General features: G+C 37.8%; 27 protein-coding genes. 9 read left to right on the top strand and 18 right to left on the bottom strand.

What is annotated here, in order from left to right; all coding sequences use genetic code 11:
* Window positions 1-45 precede the first annotated feature (45 nt).
* Window positions 46-1086, top strand: a complete 1041-nt coding sequence (locus tag AC2JBO_RS02390) for a DNA cytosine methyltransferase (protein WP_496952021.1) — start codon at window positions 46-48, stop codon at window positions 1084-1086.
* Here the strand turns inward: AC2JBO_RS02390 and AC2JBO_RS02385 are convergent.
* Both AC2JBO_RS02385 and AC2JBO_RS02380 read right to left on the bottom strand, forming a co-directional pair.
* Window positions 1070-1762: an MAE_28990/MAE_18760 family HEPN-like nuclease gene (locus AC2JBO_RS02385; RefSeq protein ID WP_496952020.1), complete on the bottom strand. Its 693-nt coding sequence runs from the start codon at window positions 1760-1762 to the stop codon at window positions 1070-1072. The two genes, AC2JBO_RS02390 and AC2JBO_RS02385, sit on opposite strands and share 17 nt — an antisense overlap.
* 2 nt (window positions 1763-1764) lie before the next feature.
* Complete coding sequence (locus AC2JBO_RS02380) at window positions 1765-2850, bottom strand: DUF262 domain-containing protein (RefSeq protein WP_496952019.1); 1086 nt, start codon at window positions 2848-2850, stop codon at window positions 1765-1767.
* A gap of 110 nt (window positions 2851-2960) precedes the next feature.
* Between AC2JBO_RS02380 and AC2JBO_RS02375 the strand changes: the two genes are divergently transcribed.
* Complete coding sequence (locus AC2JBO_RS02375) at window positions 2961-3101, top strand: hypothetical protein (protein WP_496952018.1); 141 nt, start codon at window positions 2961-2963, stop codon at window positions 3099-3101.
* Between the two features lie 8 nt (window positions 3102-3109).
* On the opposite strand, the gene AC2JBO_RS02370 is transcribed toward AC2JBO_RS02375, so the two are convergent.
* Window positions 3110-3706 (bottom strand): hypothetical protein, encoded by a 597-nt coding sequence (locus AC2JBO_RS02370; protein ID WP_496952017.1) that lies wholly within the window; start codon window positions 3704-3706, stop codon window positions 3110-3112.
* Between the two features lie 464 nt (window positions 3707-4170).
* Between AC2JBO_RS02370 and AC2JBO_RS02365 the strand changes: the two genes are divergently transcribed.
* Window positions 4171-4434 (top strand): hypothetical protein, encoded by a 264-nt coding sequence (locus AC2JBO_RS02365; protein ID WP_496952016.1) that lies wholly within the window; start codon window positions 4171-4173, stop codon window positions 4432-4434.
* Window positions 4435-4523: 89 nt separating this feature from the next.
* Here AC2JBO_RS02365 and AC2JBO_RS02360 read toward each other — a convergent pair whose 3' ends face one another.
* The 5 genes from AC2JBO_RS02360 to AC2JBO_RS02340 all read right to left on the bottom strand — a co-directional run bounded on the left by AC2JBO_RS02360 (window position 4524) and on the right by AC2JBO_RS02340 (window position 8402).
* Window positions 4524-4907, bottom strand: a complete 384-nt coding sequence (locus tag AC2JBO_RS02360; RefSeq protein WP_496952015.1) for a hypothetical protein — start codon at window positions 4905-4907, stop codon at window positions 4524-4526.
* Window positions 4908-5495: 588 nt separating this feature from the next.
* Entirely contained in the window at window positions 5496-6158 is a 663-nt protein-coding gene (locus AC2JBO_RS02355; protein WP_496952014.1) for a glutathione S-transferase family protein, read from the bottom strand.
* A 59-nt stretch (window positions 6159-6217) separates the two neighbouring features.
* Complete coding sequence (locus AC2JBO_RS02350) at window positions 6218-6961, bottom strand: SDR family oxidoreductase (protein ID WP_496952013.1); 744 nt, start codon at window positions 6959-6961, stop codon at window positions 6218-6220.
* Between the two features lie 11 nt (window positions 6962-6972).
* Window positions 6973-7713, bottom strand: coding sequence for a glutathione S-transferase family protein (locus AC2JBO_RS02345; protein WP_496952012.1), 741 nt, complete (start codon window positions 7711-7713; stop codon window positions 6973-6975).
* Between the two features lie 86 nt (window positions 7714-7799).
* On the bottom strand, window positions 7800-8402 hold the full coding sequence (locus tag AC2JBO_RS02340; protein WP_496952011.1) for a TetR/AcrR family transcriptional regulator: 603 nt from the start codon (window positions 8400-8402) through the stop codon (window positions 7800-7802).
* Between the two features lie 299 nt (window positions 8403-8701).
* Here AC2JBO_RS02340 and AC2JBO_RS02335 point away from each other — a divergent pair, with 299 nt between their 5' ends.
* Window positions 8702-8911, top strand: coding sequence for a CopG family ribbon-helix-helix protein (locus tag AC2JBO_RS02335; RefSeq protein WP_496952010.1), 210 nt, complete (start codon window positions 8702-8704; stop codon window positions 8909-8911).
* On the opposite strand, the gene AC2JBO_RS02330 is transcribed toward AC2JBO_RS02335, so the two are convergent.
* The 6 genes from AC2JBO_RS02330 to AC2JBO_RS02305 form a co-directional block, all read right to left on the bottom strand.
* A complete protein-coding gene (locus AC2JBO_RS02330; RefSeq protein ID WP_496952009.1) occupies window positions 8903-9937 on the bottom strand; it encodes an NAD-dependent epimerase/dehydratase family protein in 1035 nt (344 codons plus the stop codon). The two genes, AC2JBO_RS02335 and AC2JBO_RS02330, sit on opposite strands and share 9 nt — an antisense overlap.
* Window positions 9934-10266: a cupin domain-containing protein gene (locus tag AC2JBO_RS02325; protein ID WP_496952008.1), complete on the bottom strand. Its 333-nt coding sequence runs from the start codon at window positions 10264-10266 to the stop codon at window positions 9934-9936. Before AC2JBO_RS02325 ends, AC2JBO_RS02330 begins: the two co-directional genes overlap by 4 nt.
* Before the next feature lie 253 nt (window positions 10267-10519).
* The gene (locus AC2JBO_RS02320; protein WP_496952007.1) at window positions 10520-11101 is read right to left on the bottom strand and encodes an ATP-dependent Clp protease proteolytic subunit; all 582 of its coding nucleotides are present in this window, start codon (window positions 11099-11101) and stop codon (window positions 10520-10522) included.
* Between the two features lie 165 nt (window positions 11102-11266).
* The gene (locus AC2JBO_RS02315) at window positions 11267-11821 is read right to left on the bottom strand and encodes an SRPBCC family protein (protein WP_496952006.1); all 555 of its coding nucleotides are present in this window, start codon (window positions 11819-11821) and stop codon (window positions 11267-11269) included.
* Window positions 11806-12141 carry an ArsR/SmtB family transcription factor gene (locus AC2JBO_RS02310; RefSeq protein WP_496952005.1) on the bottom strand — a complete coding sequence of 112 codons (336 nt, stop codon included), beginning with the start codon at window positions 12139-12141 and terminating at the stop codon, window positions 11806-11808. The genes AC2JBO_RS02315 and AC2JBO_RS02310 overlap by 16 nt, the downstream gene beginning before the upstream one ends.
* Window positions 12142-12288: 147 nt before the next feature.
* Complete coding sequence (locus AC2JBO_RS02305) at window positions 12289-12972, bottom strand: type 1 glutamine amidotransferase domain-containing protein (RefSeq protein ID WP_496952004.1); 684 nt, start codon at window positions 12970-12972, stop codon at window positions 12289-12291.
* Window positions 12973-13052: 80 nt separating this feature from the next.
* Between AC2JBO_RS02305 and AC2JBO_RS02300 the strand changes: the two genes are divergently transcribed.
* From AC2JBO_RS02300 to AC2JBO_RS02290, 3 genes are all read left to right on the top strand, one after another.
* Window positions 13053-13484: a DUF6006 family protein gene (locus AC2JBO_RS02300; protein WP_496952003.1), complete on the top strand. Its 432-nt coding sequence runs from the start codon at window positions 13053-13055 to the stop codon at window positions 13482-13484.
* A 126-nt stretch (window positions 13485-13610) separates the two neighbouring features.
* Window positions 13611-14471 (top strand): LysR family transcriptional regulator, encoded by an 861-nt coding sequence (locus AC2JBO_RS02295; RefSeq protein WP_496952002.1) that lies wholly within the window; start codon window positions 13611-13613, stop codon window positions 14469-14471.
* An 80-nt stretch (window positions 14472-14551) separates the two neighbouring features.
* On the top strand, window positions 14552-14908 hold the full coding sequence (locus AC2JBO_RS02290) for a DUF6464 family protein (protein ID WP_496952001.1): 357 nt from the start codon (window positions 14552-14554) through the stop codon (window positions 14906-14908).
* 125 nt (window positions 14909-15033) lie between these two features.
* On the opposite strand, the gene fmt is transcribed toward AC2JBO_RS02290, so the two are convergent.
* Window positions 15034-16038 (bottom strand): methionyl-tRNA formyltransferase, encoded by a 1005-nt coding sequence (gene fmt / locus AC2JBO_RS02285; RefSeq protein WP_496952000.1) that lies wholly within the window; start codon window positions 16036-16038, stop codon window positions 15034-15036.
* 984 nt (window positions 16039-17022) lie between these two features.
* Between fmt and AC2JBO_RS02280 the strand changes: the two genes are divergently transcribed.
* On the top strand, window positions 17023-18312 hold the full coding sequence (locus AC2JBO_RS02280) for a hypothetical protein (protein WP_496951999.1): 1290 nt from the start codon (window positions 17023-17025) through the stop codon (window positions 18310-18312).
* 242 nt (window positions 18313-18554) lie between these two features.
* On the opposite strand, the gene AC2JBO_RS02275 is transcribed toward AC2JBO_RS02280, so the two are convergent.
* Together AC2JBO_RS02275 and psaM are read right to left on the bottom strand one after the other, a co-directional pair.
* On the bottom strand, window positions 18555-18980 hold the full coding sequence (locus AC2JBO_RS02275; RefSeq protein WP_496951998.1) for a slr1601 family putative cell division protein: 426 nt from the start codon (window positions 18978-18980) through the stop codon (window positions 18555-18557).
* 249 nt (window positions 18981-19229) lie between these two features.
* The gene (gene psaM, locus AC2JBO_RS02270) at window positions 19230-19328 is read right to left on the bottom strand and encodes a photosystem I reaction center subunit XII (protein WP_096688900.1); all 99 of its coding nucleotides are present in this window, start codon (window positions 19326-19328) and stop codon (window positions 19230-19232) included.
* 164 nt (window positions 19329-19492) lie between these two features.
* On the opposite strand from psaM, the gene AC2JBO_RS02265 reads away from it, so the two are divergent.
* Complete coding sequence (locus tag AC2JBO_RS02265) at window positions 19493-20791, top strand: FGGY-family carbohydrate kinase (protein ID WP_496951997.1); 1299 nt, start codon at window positions 19493-19495, stop codon at window positions 20789-20791.
* Window positions 20792-21011: 220 nt separating this feature from the next.
* On the opposite strand, the gene AC2JBO_RS02260 is transcribed toward AC2JBO_RS02265, so the two are convergent.
* The gene (locus tag AC2JBO_RS02260) at window positions 21012-21560 is read right to left on the bottom strand and encodes a shikimate kinase (RefSeq protein WP_496951996.1); all 549 of its coding nucleotides are present in this window, start codon (window positions 21558-21560) and stop codon (window positions 21012-21014) included.
* Window positions 21561-21562: the final 2 nt, after the last annotated feature.

The raw sequence follows: 21562 nt of genomic DNA, 5'->3' as shown, positions 1-21562 counted from the left end.
ATTTAATGCGCGATACACGTTTTACACTATAGTATAAAAAGAAAAATGGATAGCAGCATCTCTACAGTTGATCTGTTTTGTGGTGCTGGAGGATTAACTCACGGGTTTGAGCAAGCAGGTCTTCCAGTTAAAGCTGGATATGATGTAGATTCAGCATCCAAGTTCCCATATGAGCAAAACAACAGAGCAAAATTTATTCTACAGGACGTTGAGCAGTTAAGTAGTTCTGATTTAGAACAGCATTTTTCTAAAAGTGATATAAGGATTTTAGCTGGATGCGCTCCTTGCCAACCTTTTTCAAGTTATTCTAGAAGGTATAACGATAAAGAATATAAGTGGAAACTTTTGTGCGATTTTGCTCGTTTAATAAAAGAAAGCGAGCCAGAAATTGTTTCAATGGAAAATGTTCTTCAGTTGAAACATCATCCAGTTTTTCAAGAATTTAAATCTACGTTAGAAAATTTAAGATACTACTTACAAGTATATGAAGTTAACTGCTTAAATTATGGAGTTCCTCAAACTCGAAATCGTTTAGTTATGCTTGCTTCTAAATTTAGCCCAATCAGCTTAATTCAACCAACATGTAGGCGAGGAGAATACAACACTGTAAGAAAGACTATTGGGCATCTTGAACCTCTTGATGCGGGTCAAGCTTCTGTTACTGATAGACTCCATCAATGTAGCAAGCTTTCTGAACTTAATTTACGTCGTATCCGGGCTTCAAAACCCGGAGGAACTTGGCGAGATTGGTCTGAAGATTTAATTGCTGACTGTCATCGAAAAAAGAGTGGTAAAACATATCCTGCAGTTTATGGTCGGATGGAGTGGGACAAACCTAGCCCAACAATTACTACACAATGTTTTGGCTTTGGGAATGGAAGATTTGGGCATCCTGAGCAAGACCGAGCAATTTCTCTTAGGGAAGCTGCTTTACTACAAACTTTTCCATCAAATTATCAATTTGTCAATCCTAATGAAACAGTCGTATTTAATAGTGTAGGACGATTAATAGGAAATGCGGTACCTGTTGATTTGGCTAAAATAATAGCTGAGAGTATTTTACAACATATTAAGCAGATATTATAGACTTATCCAAATATTCCTGCTTATTTAAGTAGTCTTGAATATTTTTTAATATTTGCTGAAGATACTCTATTACCTCTTCCTTAATTTTTAAAATGTCACCAATACTAATATCTCTCCCAACTTCTGCAAATGACTTATTTCCATGTGCTAAATCATTTCTATTTCGCATAATGTTATATAAGTTTTCACCATGTTTTGTTTTAGAATAGTCAGTATCATGAGAGAAACCATATTTTCTAGCTGTTTTCGTAATCTCATCGCGATCAACATTACCTGAGAATAGCTCTTTACTATTAAATCCAAGTTTAATAATGTCAATAGAAATATCTTTTATTCTTGAGTGAACATTGTCAGGAGAGCGATTTTTAAAATTATAAATTGCAACCTTTTTTATTTCTACTCTCAAAGAGTCAAAAGAAACTTTTTTACTAACTAATTCATCAAATATTGCTTCTATCGCATTCCGCATAGTTGATTCTACTAAATTGTATAATAATAAAAACGCATTTGCTTTTAGCGTTTTGACTAGCTCAGAATCAATATTTACAATATTGGAATTTTTGTCATCCCCTAATACAGCTAATTTTGTTGTTCCTACAATCAATCCTTCTAAAAATAAGAAGTACTGATTTACCTCGTTTACACGTGTATTAAAATCTTCGATAACTGTTTGCATAACTAAGTTAGAAGCTGGTCTCGTACATACTCAATACGGCGAATTACTTTAGGTCTTGAATTACTTGCATCGGAAGTAGTGTATTCTTTAAATTCTTTTGAATCAAGCCATTTAATTGATTTTGGCTTAAGATTGCTTTTTATTCTTAAAGCAAGTGCGACACCTACAGAAATTGCTTCAAAACGGATTCGAGGAGTAGTTGTGTGTGTTTTTCCCTTGCGAAATCCATTAGGAAAATACTTTTCTACAAAATCAAGCATTGATTCAAATTCTGCTTCAAATTTATCTCGATTAAAATCATCATTATTATTTTTTTCTAAATAGTCATTTAGAAACTCATTCACCTGACGTTCAAAATTTTTGTAATTATTTAGGTACGCAAAAAATCTTAACACAAACTCTTGCGGTTCGCGTCTAAGAATAAGAGCTTTAGAGAATGGACAAAGTTCACGAAATTTAGAATTATTGGACAGATGCTCTATAAAGTTAAGGAATGGTCCACGCTGTATACCACTGCGTTTTTCCATATCATTTAGGACAACGCTACCTGTGTTAATTCTTTCAAACATATCTCTACGGATATCTTCATCTGCTTTTTCAGTTAATTGAATCATCCTAAGAGTTGTTCTTTTAAAGCGCCTTTGTCGAGGAAGGGGCAAGTCCATGAACTTAAAATCATTTAATTTTTCAAGTTTTTCTAGCTTTTCCAATTTAAGTTCATTATTTAAAAATTTAGCTAAAGTACGAATACGTTGTGTACCATCTATAATTTCTAGCCGTGCCTCATTTTCCTCATCAGCAATATCAGCAACAAAAATGTAAGGAATAGGTAAACCTAAAAGCACAGACTCAATAAATTTTGATTGCCTAGCGTCATCCCAAGCTATTTCACGCTGATAATCAGGGATAAATAATTCATTAGTATCGTCATCTTTACCGTCCATATACTTCTGGACAAGGATTTCTACTGGATACTCTTTTGTATCATAATCTACAGGTTTCTGCTTTTCTCTGATTTCTGCTTCTGCTGCATCTTTCTGCTCATCCGTAACTTCCGTTTCTTGTTGTATATCATTTGCTTTTGGCATAGTACACTCTAACTCAGATGGGATGAATATATCAAAACTAGCAAAATACAAAGCTGAGTTGTAACATTTTTAAATATAAAAAAGTTCACATCCAATAATCAGACTTCGAGATGGTTCAACTGTCAGAACTTGGAAGAATCCTTGCTCGTGTAGACCATGTGTTTGTCGCAGACAGAAACGACCGAATGATTTATGGAGGTTTTGTAGGTTGTAACCGTTCAGGGGGTGCCTACGGGTTAACCCAAACATAAACAAAACTTTACTGCTGCATCATCCAAACAAGGAAAGCTAAAATTTGGTTGACAGGAGGTAATGTATAATCAGTCAAATCAACAGTTACATTATTTTCTTCTAATTTCAAAAAGCGCCACTGTGTACCATTACTTATGGCGCCAAAAATAGTATTAATTGAGTTATTGTTTGCCTCATTAAAACGTTGAGCAGCAACCATTTCTGCGACACATTGCCCGTATCCGCTTTTTAAATCGGCTTTTTTTGCTTCAACGATGATTGCAACAGGTGCTTGAATTTCCAATACTAGTGGAGAACGACTGAGAAGAAAATCCACAAGTCCATTTAGCCCTACAGAATCATCAACAGAAAAATCTTCACCGGAAAATAAGGATATTTGTTTGTTTAAGATTCTTCTTACTTCTAGTAAAACTGGGTAAATAATGCCTTCTGAGCGAGCTTTTTCACTGGCAGTTGCTGAAATTATTAAGGTATCATCAAGGTATTCTTTTAGTAATGTAGAAGGAACTGTCGGCTCAATCTCTGGGAAAAACTTTTCTTCTTTAACTTTTAAATTAAAAGCATCAGTTGCTCGTTTTAGTGTTGTAAATTGACTGTAAGGCATTTTGTAACCTCGTATTTATCTAAACCCAGTATGCATTATGCTGCTATATCAAAATACTTGATTGTATTCGATTGCCTTTATTTTATAGAAGAATCGAGCTTTTGTGTTTTGAATTTTGGCGCCACTGATAGATAAGTGCGATCAAAGGAAGCTAGCTTATCCGTTCGTTCTACCAGTTTTGCTTAAGATACTTATTACTTCTTGGTATCCTCCATACCTAGTATTCGCTCTAGCAGTTAAGCTGTTACTCCCGTTGGACGGTATGAGAAACCGACTTGAGTTAGTAGTAATATTGCAAAACACATTTGATAATTTTTTTACTAATTTGTTTTTCGTTCTTTGTGGAATCGAGAATTATTGAATGCTGGTCTATCAAAAAACTACAGCAGAACTTTTTACTAATAAATTAATTATGTTATATTATAAAATATTTAATTATTCAAGTTACAATTGTAAAAAAAATTATGGCTCAGGCAATCCTTCAGAACATTATTAACCAACTTCAAGAGCTTGAAACAGAAGAATTATACCAACTCAATCAAGCAATTAAGCAACACATTACTGTTAAAACGCAAACTGAATCGGAAACTGCATTTGAGCAGGCATTGTTGGAGTCTGGACTTGTCAAAGAAATTAAAAAGCCCACTTACCGGAATGTAAGCACGGAGCAGTTAATAAAAGTGGAGGGGAAGCCACTCTCTGAAACAATTATTGAGGAACGGCGCTAGATGGCGGTTTATTTTATTGACAGTAGTGCCCTCGTCAAACGTTATGTGAATGAAGTTGGCTCGGCTTGGGTCTTGGAATTATTTAATTCTCAGCCAAGCAATAAAATATTTATTGCTGCTATTACAGGTGTTGAAATAATTGCTGCAATTAATCCTTTTTCCGTAGCATCTGTAAAATCAACGCCCAATTCCTTAACATCCATATCTGGCTTAATAATATATATATCGGCGCCGTTATAACTCTCAGATATTTCTTCTAACTGAAACATATCTCGATAGAGTACACCTGGTTCATTACTAATAGCGATGACTTTTTGGTATCCTGCTTCTACCATTTCTATAACTGGGCACATACAAGTGTACGATGCATCAATATAAGGTTTTTGGTTTATCCAAGCTGGAATATCCCAAGCATGTAGCATCCGACTCAAAGCATAAGTGACTTCATCAAAATTACTTGCATTAAGCTGCAATTTAGGCTCTTCCGTACTTAGCGTGCTAAATCTGTTGATAAATTAGCTTAAAATTCTTACTATGCTTATGTTACAGCCATTATTACCTTTATAAAGATTAAATTAATCAAATTTCAACTATAAGTGCCTGTAAGCCTTGATAATAAAGGATAATTATCGATTTTAATGAAAATTTAGCACGCTATGTACGGAAGAACCTAAATATTGTTATCAAACATACATTAAAAATTAATAATCATTATTCCTCATGAGTGATGTTGCAGAGCCAAAAAATATCTAATCTACTAAGGCAATTGCTTTCGTATTAATTATGCACCCTTACTTTCAAGAACATACATCTGAGTATGCTGAGTTTATTGAGGAGTACAATTGCTTCTTAAAGCATTACGCAAAATCTCAAATGTTTTGTAAAAAAAATACATAATTTATACCGCAAATACCGAGACATCTTCAGGCCATACACAAGCTGTAGAGGCACATCTTGATGCAACAAAGGCTTACATACGACTTGTTGCCATACACGAACGTCTGGTTCTAAAATGCTGGCACAATTTCCACACGTAGGAATCTCAAATGAGAATAAACTTACTAAGTTCTACTTGCTTGCCTGATTTTTCTGGTCTGTATTATCAGAAAAACTCTTTTAAATTGCTCAAATTCTTCTGTACTTAATTCAGTTTTTTGCCAAGCTTCGCGCTGCATCAAACGCTCAAACCAATCATTCAATTTTGGATATTCACTCAAATTAAATCCAGATTTTGCTAGTAAAGATATATCAGTTCCTGCTACGATATCAGCCAGACTTAAAGTTTCACCTCCAAAATATACATTTTCCCCTAACGTTGCGGTAAAAAATTGAAATACAGTATTGATATGTTGCTGGGCTTGTATGTATACTGGTGAATCTGGCTCTTTGAAAATAAATGAAATAGCTTTTGGCAATAATTCATTGCTGGACACCAACTGCACCATCTTTACTGTTCCTAACGCTTGCGCTTCTTTTGGTAAAAGTGCAGGAACCGGATATTTTGCTTCGAGATAATCTAAAATTGCTAGTGACTCAATAACCCTAAAACCATCATCTATAATTACAGGTACATGGTGGAATGGGTTTAACTCTAAATATTCAGGCGCCATTTGGTCGCCATTTAAGTTCATAATTACTGGTTCAAACTCAATTTGCTTTTCTAGCAAAGCACGCCATACACGTCTCGCCATTGGTGAACGCGGATTGTAGTAAAATTTCAACATTCTGTTTTACTCCTTGATAAAAAAGACTGAACGGTCTGTTTGCAAATAAAAAAATACACTTATATTTCCCAGTCTGTACTCCCGACAAAAATAGTTGCTCCAGTTTCTAGTTGGTTATCGAGTGCAGAAGAAGCAACAGCGCGCGCGAATTCCTCTACTGTAGGTAGAACACCTGCTTGTTGTTGCCTCTTTTCAATCAAACCAGGATTTTGACGCTGCATTAATTTGGGTGTAATTGTACCTTCAATTAAATCACCGCTTACTACAATCAGTTTGATACCCCTTTTCGATAGTTCTGGTATATACGCGCGTAATGTTTCTTCACCTGCTTTTTTACTTTGTGCAATAGGTTCATAAAATGGGTAAACTGGTTTATCACCATAAAAGTGAGCTAAGTGACTAGTAACAAATACTATACGTCCACCATTTGACATTAAAGGTAATGATAAATCAACCGCGCGTTTTTGGGCAGTTAGGTTAAGTTGCATTGGGTAGTCTGGGTCTTTGCCTTTTTCTAATCCACCACTAGCATTTAGAATAAGCAAGTCAAGACGACCAAATTTTTCTTGCACTAATTTTATCATCTCCTTCATGTCGTTCTCGCTTGTTAAGTCTGCTTGTGCAAGTAAAGCTTGGCGCCCTTTTTCACGTACAATATTGGCAACTTCTTCTGCACGAGAAGTTTTACTGTGATAGTTAATTACTATATTGAATCCTGCTTCAGCTAAAAGATATGCAGTATTGGCGCCAACTCCTCGTGATGCTCCTGTAATTAGAGCGACTTGTGCTGTATCATTTTTCATTCAAAACCTCATTAATTATTTCTTTCATGGTATAAACGTAAGACAAATTGCCCTGCTGGTGTTTTCCGAAATTGATTTACCTCTTGTGCCATATTTACAGGGAAATTATCTAAGCTACCCCGTGTAGCTGGGTGTTCAGGTGGTGCAATAGTTGGTGCAGCAAGTGCAGCAAATGTTATATCTGCTGCGGAAAGTTCATCTCCAACTAAGTAACGGCGCCCGTCTGCTAATATATTGCTAACTTGTTCAAAGATTTGCTGTATTTTTTCATGTGTTTCAACTGTAGATTCAGGAGTTATATTAAATTTTTTACAAGCCAGCGTGCGAGTTTTAGAAAAAACTAATGGAAATAATACACGTTCTATCCAAGGTACATTTCTACACCATGCTTGTTTTACAAGTTTGGGGTCGTTTATCGTATGAGAATAACCCCAAACTCTTGTTAAAACTCCTAATTGCTCATCAAATAATTCTTCTAATTCTTCAACCTCTTTTCTTAATTCTACTTGACTAGGGTATAACTTCTTATCAACTGAGGCAATCGAATCAAGATATTTCAAACAATCAGTGGAGTCTAAAAATATACTATCTTTCGTAACGAGTATTGGTGTTGTCTTTCCACCTAAACGAGGCGCCACTAATAAATGAAATGGCGGAGAATGACATTCTTCAATATATGATATTTTCAAGCGGTCTAATGCCCATCTGACTTTTTCACAGTAATGGCTGATTGGAATTGTAATTAATCGCATCTGATTTTAGATTGTTGTAAAGGCTGATTTACAAATACCATAAAAGACCGAATGGTCTGTTTTGATGTAAAAAATAAAGGCGTGATTTATATCCTCAAATCACTATTAATATAGTTATTCAAATGCTTAATCGCGCGTTCAAGGTGTATAGAGTCACCGTTAAGTTTGCTCATCATTACAGAACCCTCAAGAGTTGAGATAATAATCGACGCGACTTCATCACCATCAACATTTGGTTTGACTTCACCTTTTTTGATGCCTTTCTCGATAATACGACGAAAAAGCTGGCGCCATGAGTCCATTGCTTGCTGCGCGCGTGCTTTTAAAGCTGGATGCGCGTCATCGCTCTCGATAGCAGTATTTAGTAATGGACACCCACCTTTGATAATCGGATGCTGTGGATTATCTATATAAATACGGAAAACATCAACAATAGCTTGCAAACGTTCTATTGCATGTTTCTTGCTTACCCACGCTTCACGGTAGCGTTTCTGAATTTGCGAAACAGCATAATCAAACGCAGAGAGCGCTAAATCATCTTTACTTCGGAAGTGGTTATAAATTCCTCCTTTCTGTAACCCAGTCACCTGCATAATATCCGACATCGAAGAACCCGCATATCCTTGCTGGTTAAACAAAGATGCTGCTTTCTCGATAATCATCGCCTTGGTGTCATCGCCCTTCGACATGTGTGAGTGTAGAGACGCGATATATCGCGTCTATGCTGAGTGATTAAGACCGATTGGTCTGATATTAGCATATAGGGAGTTAGGAGGTCAAGTAGCTAGTGGTTTATATCATTAGTTTTGGTTGGTTAATTTGCAACGGATATAACGGATGTAACGGATAATTTATTGCTTACAAACAATATCTAGTACTCCATGTCATTAATTATCCTAATATATATTTTTTACTACAGAGGAACAGAGTTATAGAATATGTGTAGAGACGTTACATGTAACGTCTCTACGAGATTTCGGGTATTACTATGAACGGAGAAAACGTTACATTTAACCTAGACACCGAGAAAAAGAATACATACAGAGATTATATACTGAATCAAGCAGTAGATACAGAGATGAAAATATACTGTTGGCAGCTTGAGGAAATTACAGATGGTATTGCGGAAGCAGAAGCAGGAGACTTTGCTAGTCCTGAAGAAGTTAATGCCGTTTTTGCACAACTATGTTTAGGTTAACAATACATGCCTCAAGATTGCGTCTTCAATTGCATAATCAAGTAAGTACGGCGCCGCAAACTGATTTGGTTGTTGAGGTAAATTCGCGCGTTGCCAACTAATTGTTCGCTGCAATGCTTCATCAGAAGGCACAATTTCTTTGTATCCCAACTCTTTACGAATACGAGTTGAGTCTACTAGCCAATCTTGCTTTACATTAAGTGGCAACTTCCATTCTGGTGGTAATTGACTTTCCGGTACAGTAACAACTTTACCCTGCCATTGAGCTATTTCCCCTACTTGAGTAATGCGAAGAGCTTCACTTTCGTTTTCTATATCACCAACGTGATAAATGCGATTTGTTGCACGCGCGTTCGTGACTACCAGTGCTATTGCATACGCCACATTTTCTACATAACCATAAGAACCACGCCAATTAGCTACACTTTCTGGCAATACAATTGCAGGACGATTATCATCTATACGCTGTAAATACGGAAACAAACGATGCAATGGGTCATTTTCACCGTACACCATTGGCAAGCGTATTACTGTTCCTGGTAAATCAGGATTTGACATTACAACCTTTTCAACCAGAATTTTTTCATAATCATCTGGCGCCTGTAAAGGTCTATTTGGCATTTCCCGAAACGGATAAAGTGAAGTACGTAGAGGTGAATCTTCAGTTAATGGTACTGGAACAACATCTGATTCTTTTCCTAGAAGCACGCTGTAAGCTTGATATACATCAATACTACTAACTGCAACTACACGCGCTTGTATGTTTTCTAGTGCCTCAAATAGCGTGCGCACATCGTGTTCAGTATACGCAATCATATCGAGTACAACTTCAGGAGAAAGCTTTTGTAACTTATCTTTTATCTGAATGATATTCTGCCGTTCTCCCAAAATTTCATGTACACCTGCTGGTAATTGAGCAGTTGTTTTTCCTCGATGAAATATAGTTACCTCGTGCCCCATCTGTATAAGATGGCGAATAACGGGAGGCCCGATAAAATTTGTGCCACCTATAATTATAATTTTCATTTCTCGAATACTCCCATTACTCCAAGACGAATTGTGATAACCTCTACATCTGTAATTGCTTGATGAGGTCTGTTTTTTGCATTAGCAGGTGTAGACCAAAATGCTCCTGCCTCACATTGGCGCCCAGCCGTTTCAATAATTCCATCCAAAACATATACATATTCATTGCAGGGGTGATAATGAACTGGTATCACTGTACCTGCTGCAATTTTAAGGCGATGAATTGAGCCTTGTGGTACAGGTTCTGCCAATGGTAATAGTTGGGCACCAGAAAGCCTACTATACGGTTGGTCTAGAAAAGTCGATCTGCCGAAAGTGGATGCTCCCATTTTGATCCCCCTAACCCCCCTTAACAAGCTACTGTGTACACACAAGTCTCTAAAAGTTGCCTTTCTTCTCTTTCTTTGCCTCTTTGCATACGAGCGCGGTTAATTCTTTAACGAACCGCAAAGTACGCAAAGTACGCAAAGGGAAGGAATGTAAGAATTATAAAAAGATGTGTGTACACAGTAGCTTTAACAAGAGGGGAACAAGAAATTAAGCAATAATCTTAGCCCCCTTCCACGCGGGGGTTGGGGGGATTTATCTTTGAATAATAGTGTCGATCAATCCATAAGTTTTTGCTTCAAGAGCGCTCATAACTAAATCTCTTTCAGTATCAATTTTGATTTTATCTATCGATTGATTTGTATTAGCAGCTAATATCTGATTAATCGATTCTTTTAAGTAAAGAACTTCTTTAGCTGCTACTTCAATATCACTGGCTTTTCCTTCAGTACTTAAAATTGGTTGACTTATAGAAATCCGTGCATTTGGAAGAGCATATCTTTTGCCTTTAGTACCTGAAGATAGTAAAAGTGTTGCTGTCGCTGTCGTATTACCAATACATACAGTAGATACATTACTACGAATTTGAGTGATAACATCGTATACAGCAAATGCAGTTGTTAAGGCGCCTCCATTGCTATTGATATATAATGTTATATCTTTATCTGGGTCTTCAGCATCAATAAATAACATTTGAGCTACAATTAAATTTGCGACTTCTTCTGTTAAGTCTCCACGCAAGAATATAATTCTTTCTAATAGTAATCGAGAATAAATATCAAACTGATTTGGTGCCTGATTTACTGTTGCAAAACCAATTTGTGAAGGAATATTCATTGCTTACAACCTCCGTGCGTCTTAATCTTTTGCTACACATAAAATAATGACTTAGCTCTTGTAATAACTCTTGTAGAAACTCTTGTGATAACTCTTGTGATAACTCTTGTGATAACTCTTGTGGGATGGGCATCCCTGCCCGTCCCCTTATAAAACAAACCCACTTTACACATCACAATTGAGAACCTGAAATAAATTTTGATTCAGCTTATCTTCCCATCCACCATTGAAATAAGCACTCATAATAATGCTTATAGATTGCTCAAGGTCATTATTTATTAACCCATAGCTAGGAATCAAAGTAGAAACTGCTAATTGTCTATTCAAAGAAGCAGAAGGAACAGATTTATTAGTATGCCAATCGTACTGTTCTTGACGTTCTTGCTTAAAAGCATTTTCAATTACTCGATGTTCCAACCGTAATACAGTTCCACCATCTACAGCTTCTAACGTCCAAGTTACAATCGAAGGCTGATACATCAAACTATCTTTCCAAGTAAACGACAGGCGCCTTGGTTCATCAAGTTCAATAACTTCACAATTTATATGCGCGCTCATTCCTGGTAGCGATGAATATATAAATTGAAACTTATGTCCAAGACGCGCTTCAAAATTGTTGTCCATCAACCAAGCAGCTAACGCTTTCTGATTTGTTATTACCTGCCAAACTCTTTGTAATGGATAAGGATAAAAAACTTTCTTATTTAAGTATCTGAGCATGGATTCTCCTCCAAATAATCGCCAAGGGCGCCTAATTTGTCTTGCCAGAACTGTTCATAATCACTAATCCAGTCTGATATTTGTTTCAATGGTTCTGGATTTAGACTATATAAACGCTGGCGCCCAGATTTTCGCATTTGCACTAAGTCAGCTTCACAAAGAATTTGCAAGTGCTGAGATATAGCTGGCAAACTCATGGCAAATGGTTCCGCCAACTCTTTAACTGCTTGCTCTCCTAAACGCAATTTATCTAATAGCGCGCGCCGAGTCGGGTCTGCAATAGCTACAAACACATCGGCGCTAGCAATGGGTCTACTCATTCTATTTAACTACATATTTAAGCAATCGCTTAACTATCTTTCATGATATATAAGCAATTGCTAAAATGTCAAGTCGGGTGGGCACTGCTCGCCATACATACTATGCACACTTTTACCACAGAGGCACAGAGAGACAGAGGAAGAGAGTTAAACGAGTTGTAATTTGAGTAATTTAACCATTTCCTCTCCAATCAATGAAGCGGAAGCAGGGTTTTGACCTGTGACGAGATGTTCTGATACACTAACTTTTGGTTGGAAGTTTACAGCTTTTTCTACAAGTGCGCCTAATTCAATAAATTTTGCTTCTAACAAAAATGGCACAACTTCTGTTAGTCCAACTGCTGCTTCTTCTTCGTTAGTGAAACAAGATACTGTTTTCCGAGCTACTAGATATTCACCGTTGCTAAGTTTAATATTTACTAGTCCAGCAGGTCCATGACATACGGCACCGACAATACCACCCTTTTCATAAATGCTTGCTGCAATCTTAGCAAGTTCGATATTGTCAGGAAAATCCCACATAGTACCGTGTCCACCTGCGTAGAAAATTGCATCGTAGTCTGCTGGGTTGACTTGGTGTGGCGCCAATGTATTTTCGACTTGCGCTATTTTTTCGGGGTTGTCCAAAAATGCTTTGTTAAGAGGGTCATTCATATCAATACCAACCATCGGCGCCTTGCCTCCTTTGGGACTAACATAATCTACGCTAAAACCATTCTGGGTAAATACTGCTTCAGGGTGTGTGACTTCAGGAAGGTAAAACCCTGTTTCTCTGCCAGTATTACCGAGAGTTGCATGGCTAGTAAGAACGATGAGAATTTTAGGTTGCATTGTTTTCTCCTGTAAAAATCAATTTATTGCTGCATAAAATTTCCACCTTCTACATATAAAGAGCAGAAGATGAAAAATTTATGGTAAAAACGATGAAAATTAAAGCTGTACTTGCTGGTTTAGCTATTATTCCCTTGAGTTTTTTCGCACCTGCGGGAAATGCTCAAGCTGGACTAGTTGCTACACAATGGTTTTTCGGTAATTGGGATTGTTTTATCGACGGTAGACCAGCAAAAATGCAGTGGCGTGTTGTCGATGACCCTCAAACACATTGCGATGGTAATGTTTGTTCTACCTCATCTGGTGTAAAAGTTGTTGGAAGATTTAGTGATAACGGTAGTGCATGGGTTCCTTTAGCACAGCGTTATATTCGTGGTTCAGAATTTGGTATTCGTTACCAAGGCAGAGAACAAGACAACTGGCTTTTAAGATATGACGCGCGTACTCAAACTGCTAACGGTTGGACTACCTGGCGCGGAAATCGTTACCCGTTACAATGTCGCAAAGTTTAAATCAATGTAGAGACGTAACATGTTACGTCTCCACAAATTTTGTGTCACATTTTCATCCTAATCTTGATTTATCTAAAATACAAATTATGAATTTTAGATATTACTATAAATATATTTATAGTAAATATGGTTAATCTGGAGTGGTATCGCAGTTTCATTACGGTATATCAAGTTGGAACCACATCACGCGCGGCTGAAGTTTTACATCTCACACAACCAGCAGTTAGCCAGCATCTTGCTGCATTAGAGTCTGCCCTAAACACGCAGTTATTTGAACGAACACCTCGAAAAATGCTGCCAACTGATACTGGTAAACGACTTTATAATCAAGTGGTGCCTGCTATAGAAACATTAGATGCAGTAAACGCACACAGTAATTTTTTACAATTACAGCAAATAATACGCTTAGGTACACCACAAGAGTTTTTCAACGAAAAAGTTTTGGTTTCGCTTCAACAAGATGAAAATATTAGCTATGTAATTAAGTATGGAATTACAAGCGAGTTAATTAAGTTACTTCAAAACACTGAACTTGATGCAGTTATCGCAACGCAAAAAATTAATAACTCAGAAATCGAATATCAACTTATATATGAAGAAAATTTTTGGCTAGTGGCGCCGCCAGAATTTACAATACCCTCTACACCATCAATACAATGGTTGAAAGAGCAACCTTGGATAGCTTACGCTGAAGACTTACCTATAATTCGCCGATTCTGCCGAATAGTTTTTGGAATGAGAATCGATATTAACCCTAAATTAGTAATTCCAGATTTACGCGCGATACGTGAGGCTGTATCGTATGGATTTGGCGTAAGCGTACTACCTGATTACTTGTGTCAAGATTGGGTTTATAATAAACGCTTAACATTGATGCTAAAATCTAGTACGCCTGTTACAAATCAGATTATGTTGGCGTTTCGTAAGTCAGAACGTCAAACACAGAAAATACAAATGCTATATAAGTTACTATGTATTAATGATTGAACATCTTGTGGAGTGGGCATCCCTGCCCGCACAGACAGTCTTTAAGTATGGTATACAAGTTATTAAATTACACGTATCTTATGGAGCAAGATTCATTGCCAACGGAGGTTATTTTAACTCATCCACGTCAAACTCTTGGAAATGTCCAACTTGACTGGATGCCACAACCTGGAAATTATCTTGATTTAGAAGGAAAAACCTACGCTGTTTTAGAACGCAGTCACAAGTATCAACTGAAGTCAGGACGCTACCGCTTGCATAAAATTGCTATCTATGTTCAGTCAGCGCAGCGTCCTACAGAAAAAAGTTTAGTTAATGGACGTTGGGTGGTTGGCGATGCTACTTGTTGTTACAATGCTCAGTCTGAAATTATACGCTGCGCTGTTAACCCAAATGGCCCTTGTGAGTCTTGCCGCTTTTATAAAAGTGCTGAATAGAAAGTGCTGAGTGCTGAGTAGAGACGCGATTAATCGCGTCTCTACAGGAGTTAATGGTTAAGGGTTAAGTTAGAAGTTCAAAATCACAACTCAGCACTCAGCACTCAGCACTCAGCACTCAGCACTCAGCACTCAGCACTCAGCACTTCTTTTATTGTTAAGCGTGTGCCGTTGACAAAATCCCATCCTGACTGGGGACGTTTCCCTGATGGTTGAACTTCTAATAGTAATAACATCCCGTCTCCAGTTTGTACTAATGCTCCCATTCCTTTAATGATGCCGACTACTTCACCTGGTTTAGTTGCTAGAACAAATGTGCTAAATAGTTTTTCGAGTAATGATTGATATTGAGAGGGTAAATTAATTGGAACTGCGGCGCCAAGGGGAATAGTAGCGGTTATTTTGAGTGGTTGGTTACGAAAGCTGGTGATACAGTTTGGGTAAAATCCTCGAATTTGATTATGTAGGGCAAGCGCGCTTTTTGTCCAATCTATTTTATAGTCGTCTTTTTTTATCAGTGGAGCATAAGTTGCCTTTTCGTTTTCTTGCGGTGTTGGAACAATCTCATTTTTTTCTAATTTGAATAATGTTTCCAGTAATAACTCGGCACCTGTTGTTGCTAATCGTTGGGCTAAAATATAAGCATTATCTAGTAAATCTACTGGTGTTGTGACGGTTAGAAGCATTGCTCCCGTATCCATTCCCGCATCCATTAACATTGTTGTTATACCCGTTTCTGTTTCACCGTTGCACAAACACCATTGAATCGGAGCGGCACCTCGGTAATATGGCAATATTGAGCCATGTACGTTAATACACCCTAGTTTTGGCATATCAAGAATCTCTTGCGAGAGTATTTGTCCGTAAGCTATAACTACAAATGCATCGGCGCCTGACTGTCTGAGCAAGGCTAAAGTTTCTTCGTCTTTCTTGATTTTTGCTGGTTGCCAAATCGGTAAGTTGTGAGCTAAAGCTATGCTCTTTACTGGCGAAGGTGTTAAATTATTACCTCGCTCTCGGCGTTTGTCTGGTTGCGTTACAACCGCTAACACCTCAATGTCTGGGTGTGTGAGTAGTTTTTCTAAAGTCGGAACCGCAAATTCTGGTGTGCCAAAAAATACTATTTTCATGCTTTCTACTGGAAGTTTGACGAACTAGTTATCATATATTTCTATTATTAAAGAGAAACAATTATTTATTTATGCCCATAAACCAGATTAGATGCTCCGGTCTGTGATCAAAAACACTTGTATTCAGTGTTTACTCGGTTGAGCATCCACCATTCCTGAAATAAATTAGTTTATCAAAGATAACTTACCTCAAATTTTTCTAGGAAAAGGGGAGACAAAACATAGGTGAGTAGGGTTATAATATATTTGGAACGAAGCCTGCCAGTACATCTACCGTGTCTGTTTCTATCCACTTTTTCTGAGTAGCGCTTGTTACCAAAATTTACTCTTTTGGTAGATTCGATTAATTTATTATTAATCTATGTTAAGTATAGCCTCAGATTACTGAGTTCAGTTCAGACAAAAAAGTATTAACTGAAACGTGCGTTGAAATTATTATTATTTCTCTATCAGTGTAAATAACTAAAAAATGATGCAGTCGAGTACAAGTATGGTTATGTATATTTAACCATATATATGTCGGCTGATTAACTTATTGACACATACGCATGTGGGTATCCGCTTCCGTATGGGTACTGTATTTTTGGTTAAATCTGATTAACTGCTCGTTCAAGATTTTCTAATTTGTTCTTGCTAGTACTAAATGCATGAGCGCATTCAGTATATTCTGTTAGGAACAAATGATAAATTAACTCCTCTTTTACTGATTGGCTGTGTAATTCTGGAAACATTATTTGTTTTTCAGGAATCGCTTGATGCCAAGGTGTATCTATAAATTGTGGAATTACTTAAAGTTGTTCACAATTTTTAAACTTTAGAGAGTTGTAGTTTAAAATACCTGTTTATGTAAAACTATGCTAGACTGAAGCGGATTTCCGTTCAGTGCTTTAGTTCTCTGTTATACATAATAGCTATAGCTTGCCTGGTTTCGCTTCCTCAGTATTTCTCTTCGCACAGCAACACCCCAATCTAGAGAGTCAGCAGATGTTGAAAACCCTTTTGTTGTCGGGATGGTTTCGCACTAAACCATTCCTTAAGTATGTTGTAGTTGTGATGCTAATTGGCCCTTTAGCAGCAGCTAGTAGTCATGCGACCACTTCAACAACCCCAGAATTGGAGAGCGCTTCTGTTGCTACTACTGATTCGATACCAACAGCACCTGCAAATACTGTTGATACTAGTAGCGCAAATCCTCAATTGCCTACAACTGATAATAATTCCTCACAACAAAAATCTGACTCAATGCCCACAATGGTTGCTGCTGTCATTGAACCGCAACAACCTAGCTTAGATACAGATAATCATTCACTTTTGGCGGATGATAGTTCCCACGCTAACGAATCTACTAACGATTCATTAGCGGCTGTTGAATTGGCGCCTCCAGTTGTTCGGTCTGAGTTTTCATCAATCGAGATTCCGGCACAGAAGAATGATTTAATTGAGAGACTAAAAGCTTCTAAGACTAAGGTCGCTATAGAAAATGGTTCGCTATACGTCACAAAAGTGACACCTGTACTTCGCGACTCACAATTACCTACAACTTCAAATAACGTTAATCCTCAACCTGAAGCAGGGCAGCAAGAATCTAATGACCCATTAGGTAGCGCTTACCCAATTCCAATGAAATGGATTAATGCAACCCAAGAATCTATGGCGCCGAGAGGTGGTGGTGTACGTTACTATCGCAGCGTACCAGTAATTTCTCCAGATGGGCGTTATGCAGTTTACAGTCGTATTCAACTAGAAGTAAAACCTGAGACACATAACAGTCGCGTTAGTAGCGTTTTATTCATCGAAGACCGCCAAACTAAAGCGTTACGTGTTCTTTCATCAACTTCACGCAATAGCGATGTTTTGATTAACGTCAAAGCTCAACCTGACGCAAACGGCGAAGGAACAATAGGGGTATTGGTTCCTGTAAGCTGGTCAGAAAAAGGAGAGCGCTTCCTAGCACGACGCTTTGAAGGTGTAATGAATACATCTGACGTTTCCGATTATGCCGTAATTTGGCATCGTGAAAAGAATCATACAAATACCGTTGGTCCAGCGCACCAAGAAAACGAGCATGAAAAAATCTCTATCTTGTTAGGCTGGAGTAAATCTCAACCAAATCACGTTCTATTCCGTGCTGGCGAAATGGGTGAAGAAAATTGGGCACTTCTTTCTGTTTCCGACGAAGGAAAAACTAATAATGCTACAGAAGTTGACCAACCTGTAACCTTCGGCAAACAAGCCGTTGACGTTTGGGCAGGACCGCAAGTTGCTTACCGTTAGTTCATAAGTTTCAATCAGGTTCAACTAAATATTAATATTTTTACTAACAAAGATACCCGACTTCTCCTTGAGTCGGGTATCTTTGTTCTAACAACCTGATATATCTAAAATAATTTAAAGTTTTGTTTACCTATAACGACGAATCAATAATAGCTAAATAGTTAAATAGTAATAATTAATCATAAGCCGACATTGGCGAACGCGTGCTATTAACAATTAACTATTAGCTGTTGATTTTGTATTCATGGAGATGATTCAGATGCATCTGAAGAATTCGCTTGATTAGTAGTCAATACAATGCGGCGCTGATTTGGATCGAAACGGAATCCTTGTTCTTCTCTAATCGATTTAGCTTGGCTAGGGTCGAAGTTACGGCTTAATTCCGCATTTAAGGTGTTTACGCGCGTTTCTGCTAGATTAAGTTCGGTGCGTATTGCCCGTAGCTTTTCTTGCTGTGTCCAATGATAGGGTAAAAGCTGAATTAAAGCAGATACAGCAGCAGCTCCGATTGCAATATTTACACCAACTTTAGCTGTCGTCTCAAGTGCCATAACTTGATAGGAGCGCGCGCGCAAGTGACGTTTGGGTCTGGGAGACTTTGACGGTTGTTGGGTTGGCTGTTGGGTCGGTTGTTGAGCTTCTTGTTTGTAATTTCTAATTGCATTCATACACTTGAAAATCGTTATATTTACTACATGCCAGCAAACCTTAATTACTTATTTTACTGATTGCGGCTGGGGAATGCTGTCATATTACTTTATTTTCATAATTTTGCTACTGTAATTTCACTAGCAAAAAAATAAACCTGGCAAAACAAGTAGGTATTTCTACTATTTTTGGGGTTGATAACCACCCTTGAATAGCAGAAATACCTTCTTTTCACCAGGTTCGATTCGTTTTACAGCAAGTTGCTCAGTTTAGTTTTTGTAAAGTTCTGATGCTAAACGCCAAGCTAATACGCCTGGAATTAAAGCAACGACGAGAGCAACATAGACTTGGGTATCTGATATAGACATAATTTGAAGTCTCCTTAACTATTGGATTTAAATACCTCGTTTACTACTTTTCACCTTTTTGCCGAAAATGGGGAATAGGTTGTTACAAGATGCAACAATTGGAGTTTGTAAGAAGCACCCCTTTTCAAGATTGATTCAAGTTTTATTAAGAAATAATAAGAAATATGTCTTTATATTTAGGCATTGATTTTGGAACCGGAGGCGCCCGCTGTGCAGTTATTGATTCTGAGCAGAGTATTCTAGCTACTAGACGTTACGCATTTGAGATGGCGCCTAACGACCTTGCTGGTTGTTGGCAAACAGCTTTATTTACACTGTTGGAAGATATTCCTCTCGAAATCAGGCAGCAGGTAGAAGCTATTGCGATTAATGGCACTTCTTCGACTGTAATGTTATGTGATGCCGACGGAAAACCTGTTTCGGCGCCGCTACTTTATAACTCGGCGTGCGGGGCTATGATGCTCGATAAGCTTTTGGAAATGGCACCAGCAAATCATACTGTATTGAGTGCTACATCAAGCTTAATAAAATTACTATGGTTGTTAGAATTGCCTGGTGCTGAAAAAGCAAGATACTTTCTACATCAAGCTGATTGGTTAGCGTTTTTGCTCCACGACAAAATAGGTGTTAGTGATTACCATAATGCTTTGAAGCTTGGTTATGACGTAGAAAATTTAAAATACCCTCAATGGTTAGAAAAGTTAAATTTGCCCATTGAGTTACCACAAGTTTTGGCGCCTGGAAACGTCATGGCGCCTGTTAAACCAGAAATATCCAGTCGCTATGGTTTTCCGATGTCCTGCGTTGTCTGTGCAGGAACAACCGATAGCATTGCGGCATTTATTGCTAGCGGTGCTTTTTTACCAGGGGATGCAGTCACGTCACTCGGTTCAACCCTTGCCATTAAGTTACTAAGCCAAACAAAAATTGATAATTCTCAGTACGGTATTTACAGTCACCGTTTCCCTAACTTAACTCAAACACCTGCTACACAACCACCAGTATTATGGCTAGTTGGTGGCGCCTCTAACACTGGAGGTGCTGTACTACGACATTTTTTCTCTAATGCCCAGTTAGAAAGTCTAAGCAGCAAAATTGATTTATCTAAATATAGTCATCTCGATTACTATCCATTAATTAAACCAGGAGAGCGTTTTCCTATCAACGATGCGAATTTACAACCGCGACTGGCGCCTCGTCCTGATGACGATGTTGAATTTTTGCATGGTTTGCTCGAAAGCATTGCCCGTATTGAAGCGCGGGGGTATGAGTTATTACAACAATTTGGAGCTTCGCAATTAAACCGCGTCTATACAGCAGGAGGTGGCGCCGTAAATGAAGCTTGGACATCTATTCGCCAACGATATTTAAACGTTCCCGTACAACCATCAGTTTACACTGAAGCAGCTTATGGAACTGCACTATTGGCTTTTTTGGGACGAAATCTTATCACCCGCGAATAATGATGTTCTTTATACTTTCTTTGCAAATGTAACAGATTTCAGTATGTACACGAGTGACAATCATAAAGTCATCGGTTGATACTGGGATGGTTAGACACTGGGCGTAATGGTTCCAGGTTAATAATCTGGGCAGCAATTTGGGGTAGGTGTTTCGTGTATTAACTACGATTATCATCTATCCCTTTAATTTATTTATTTATTTATTTATTTATTTATTTTATTAATTTAAGGATTGATTCGATTTAAGGACGCTTGGTATTGCGGTAATTATTTTTTGAGCGGTGTCAAGGGGTGCTTCTGTTTCGGTAATAGTTATATGTAAATCTGCTTCAGAATATAGGGCTTTACGTTCCAAAGCTAGTTTATGTAATTTTTCTTTAGGGTTAGCATTTTGTAATAAGGGTCGAGTTGTATCTGATACCAAGCGGTTATAAAGTACATCAACGGGGGCATCAAGCCAAACAACTAATCCGTAGTGTAAATAACTCCAATTTTGGCGCCGTAAAATAATCCCTCCACCAGTAGCAACTGCAAGTTTTGTGTAGGCGCAAACCTGAGCTAATACATCGGTTTCAAGATTGCGAAATGATTCTTCCCCATCGGTAGCAAATACTTCGCTAATTGTTTTGCCCGCAGCTTTAGTAATTACATCATCGGTATCCAAAAATCCATATTGCAAATGCTGCGCGACGAGGCGCCCTACCGTTGTTTTTCCGGTTCCCATCATTCCAATTAAGTATATATTTAAACCTTCTAATAAATCAGCCATAA

This window comes from Calothrix sp. CBUCES-K 9914 (assembly GCF_059640475.1).
Note: the sequence above shows the minus strand (reverse complement) of the source record. Positions and strands in the feature narration are given on the sequence as shown.

Coding starts and splice junctions, on each gene's coding strand:
- AC2JBO_RS02390 (WP_496952021.1), top strand. CDS start 46: ATGGATAGCAGCATCTCTACAGTTGATCTGTTTTGTGGTGCTGGAGGA.
- AC2JBO_RS02385 (WP_496952020.1), bottom strand. CDS start 1,762: ATGCAAACAGTTATCGAAGATTTTAATACACGTGTAAACGAGGTAAAT.
- AC2JBO_RS02380 (WP_496952019.1), bottom strand. CDS start 2,850: ATGCCAAAAGCAAATGATATACAACAAGAAACGGAAGTTACGGATGAG.
- AC2JBO_RS02375 (WP_496952018.1), top strand. CDS start 2,961: ATGGTTCAACTGTCAGAACTTGGAAGAATCCTTGCTCGTGTAGACCAT.
- AC2JBO_RS02370 (WP_496952017.1), bottom strand. CDS start 3,706: ATGCCTTACAGTCAATTTACAACACTAAAACGAGCAACTGATGCTTTT.
- AC2JBO_RS02365 (WP_496952016.1), top strand. CDS start 4,171: ATGGCTCAGGCAATCCTTCAGAACATTATTAACCAACTTCAAGAGCTT.
- AC2JBO_RS02355 (WP_496952014.1), bottom strand. CDS start 6,158: ATGTTGAAATTTTACTACAATCCGCGTTCACCAATGGCGAGACGTGTA.
- AC2JBO_RS02350 (WP_496952013.1), bottom strand. CDS start 6,961: ATGAAAAATGATACAGCACAAGTCGCTCTAATTACAGGAGCATCACGA.
- AC2JBO_RS02345 (WP_496952012.1), bottom strand. CDS start 7,713: ATGCGATTAATTACAATTCCAATCAGCCATTACTGTGAAAAAGTCAGA.
- AC2JBO_RS02340 (WP_496952011.1), bottom strand. CDS start 8,402: ATGTCGAAGGGCGATGACACCAAGGCGATGATTATCGAGAAAGCAGCA.
- AC2JBO_RS02335 (WP_496952010.1), top strand. CDS start 8,702: ATGAACGGAGAAAACGTTACATTTAACCTAGACACCGAGAAAAAGAAT.
- AC2JBO_RS02330 (WP_496952009.1), bottom strand. CDS start 9,937: ATGAAAATTATAATTATAGGTGGCACAAATTTTATCGGGCCTCCCGTT.
- AC2JBO_RS02325 (WP_496952008.1), bottom strand. CDS start 10,266: ATGGGAGCATCCACTTTCGGCAGATCGACTTTTCTAGACCAACCGTAT.
- AC2JBO_RS02320 (WP_496952007.1), bottom strand. CDS start 11,101: ATGAATATTCCTTCACAAATTGGTTTTGCAACAGTAAATCAGGCACCA.
- AC2JBO_RS02315 (WP_496952006.1), bottom strand. CDS start 11,821: ATGCTCAGATACTTAAATAAGAAAGTTTTTTATCCTTATCCATTACAA.
- AC2JBO_RS02310 (WP_496952005.1), bottom strand. CDS start 12,141: ATGAGTAGACCCATTGCTAGCGCCGATGTGTTTGTAGCTATTGCAGAC.
- AC2JBO_RS02305 (WP_496952004.1), bottom strand. CDS start 12,972: ATGCAACCTAAAATTCTCATCGTTCTTACTAGCCATGCAACTCTCGGT.
- AC2JBO_RS02300 (WP_496952003.1), top strand. CDS start 13,053: ATGGTAAAAACGATGAAAATTAAAGCTGTACTTGCTGGTTTAGCTATT.
- AC2JBO_RS02295 (WP_496952002.1), top strand. CDS start 13,611: ATGGTTAATCTGGAGTGGTATCGCAGTTTCATTACGGTATATCAAGTT.
- AC2JBO_RS02290 (WP_496952001.1), top strand. CDS start 14,552: ATGGAGCAAGATTCATTGCCAACGGAGGTTATTTTAACTCATCCACGT.
- fmt (WP_496952000.1), bottom strand. CDS start 16,038: ATGAAAATAGTATTTTTTGGCACACCAGAATTTGCGGTTCCGACTTTA.
- AC2JBO_RS02280 (WP_496951999.1), top strand. CDS start 17,023: ATGTTGAAAACCCTTTTGTTGTCGGGATGGTTTCGCACTAAACCATTC.
- AC2JBO_RS02275 (WP_496951998.1), bottom strand. CDS start 18,980: ATGAATGCAATTAGAAATTACAAACAAGAAGCTCAACAACCGACCCAA.
- psaM (WP_096688900.1), bottom strand. CDS start 19,328: ATGTCTATATCAGATACCCAAGTCTATGTTGCTCTCGTCGTTGCTTTA.
- AC2JBO_RS02265 (WP_496951997.1), top strand. CDS start 19,493: ATGTCTTTATATTTAGGCATTGATTTTGGAACCGGAGGCGCCCGCTGT.
- AC2JBO_RS02260 (WP_496951996.1), bottom strand. CDS start 21,560: ATGGCTGATTTATTAGAAGGTTTAAATATATACTTAATTGGAATGATG.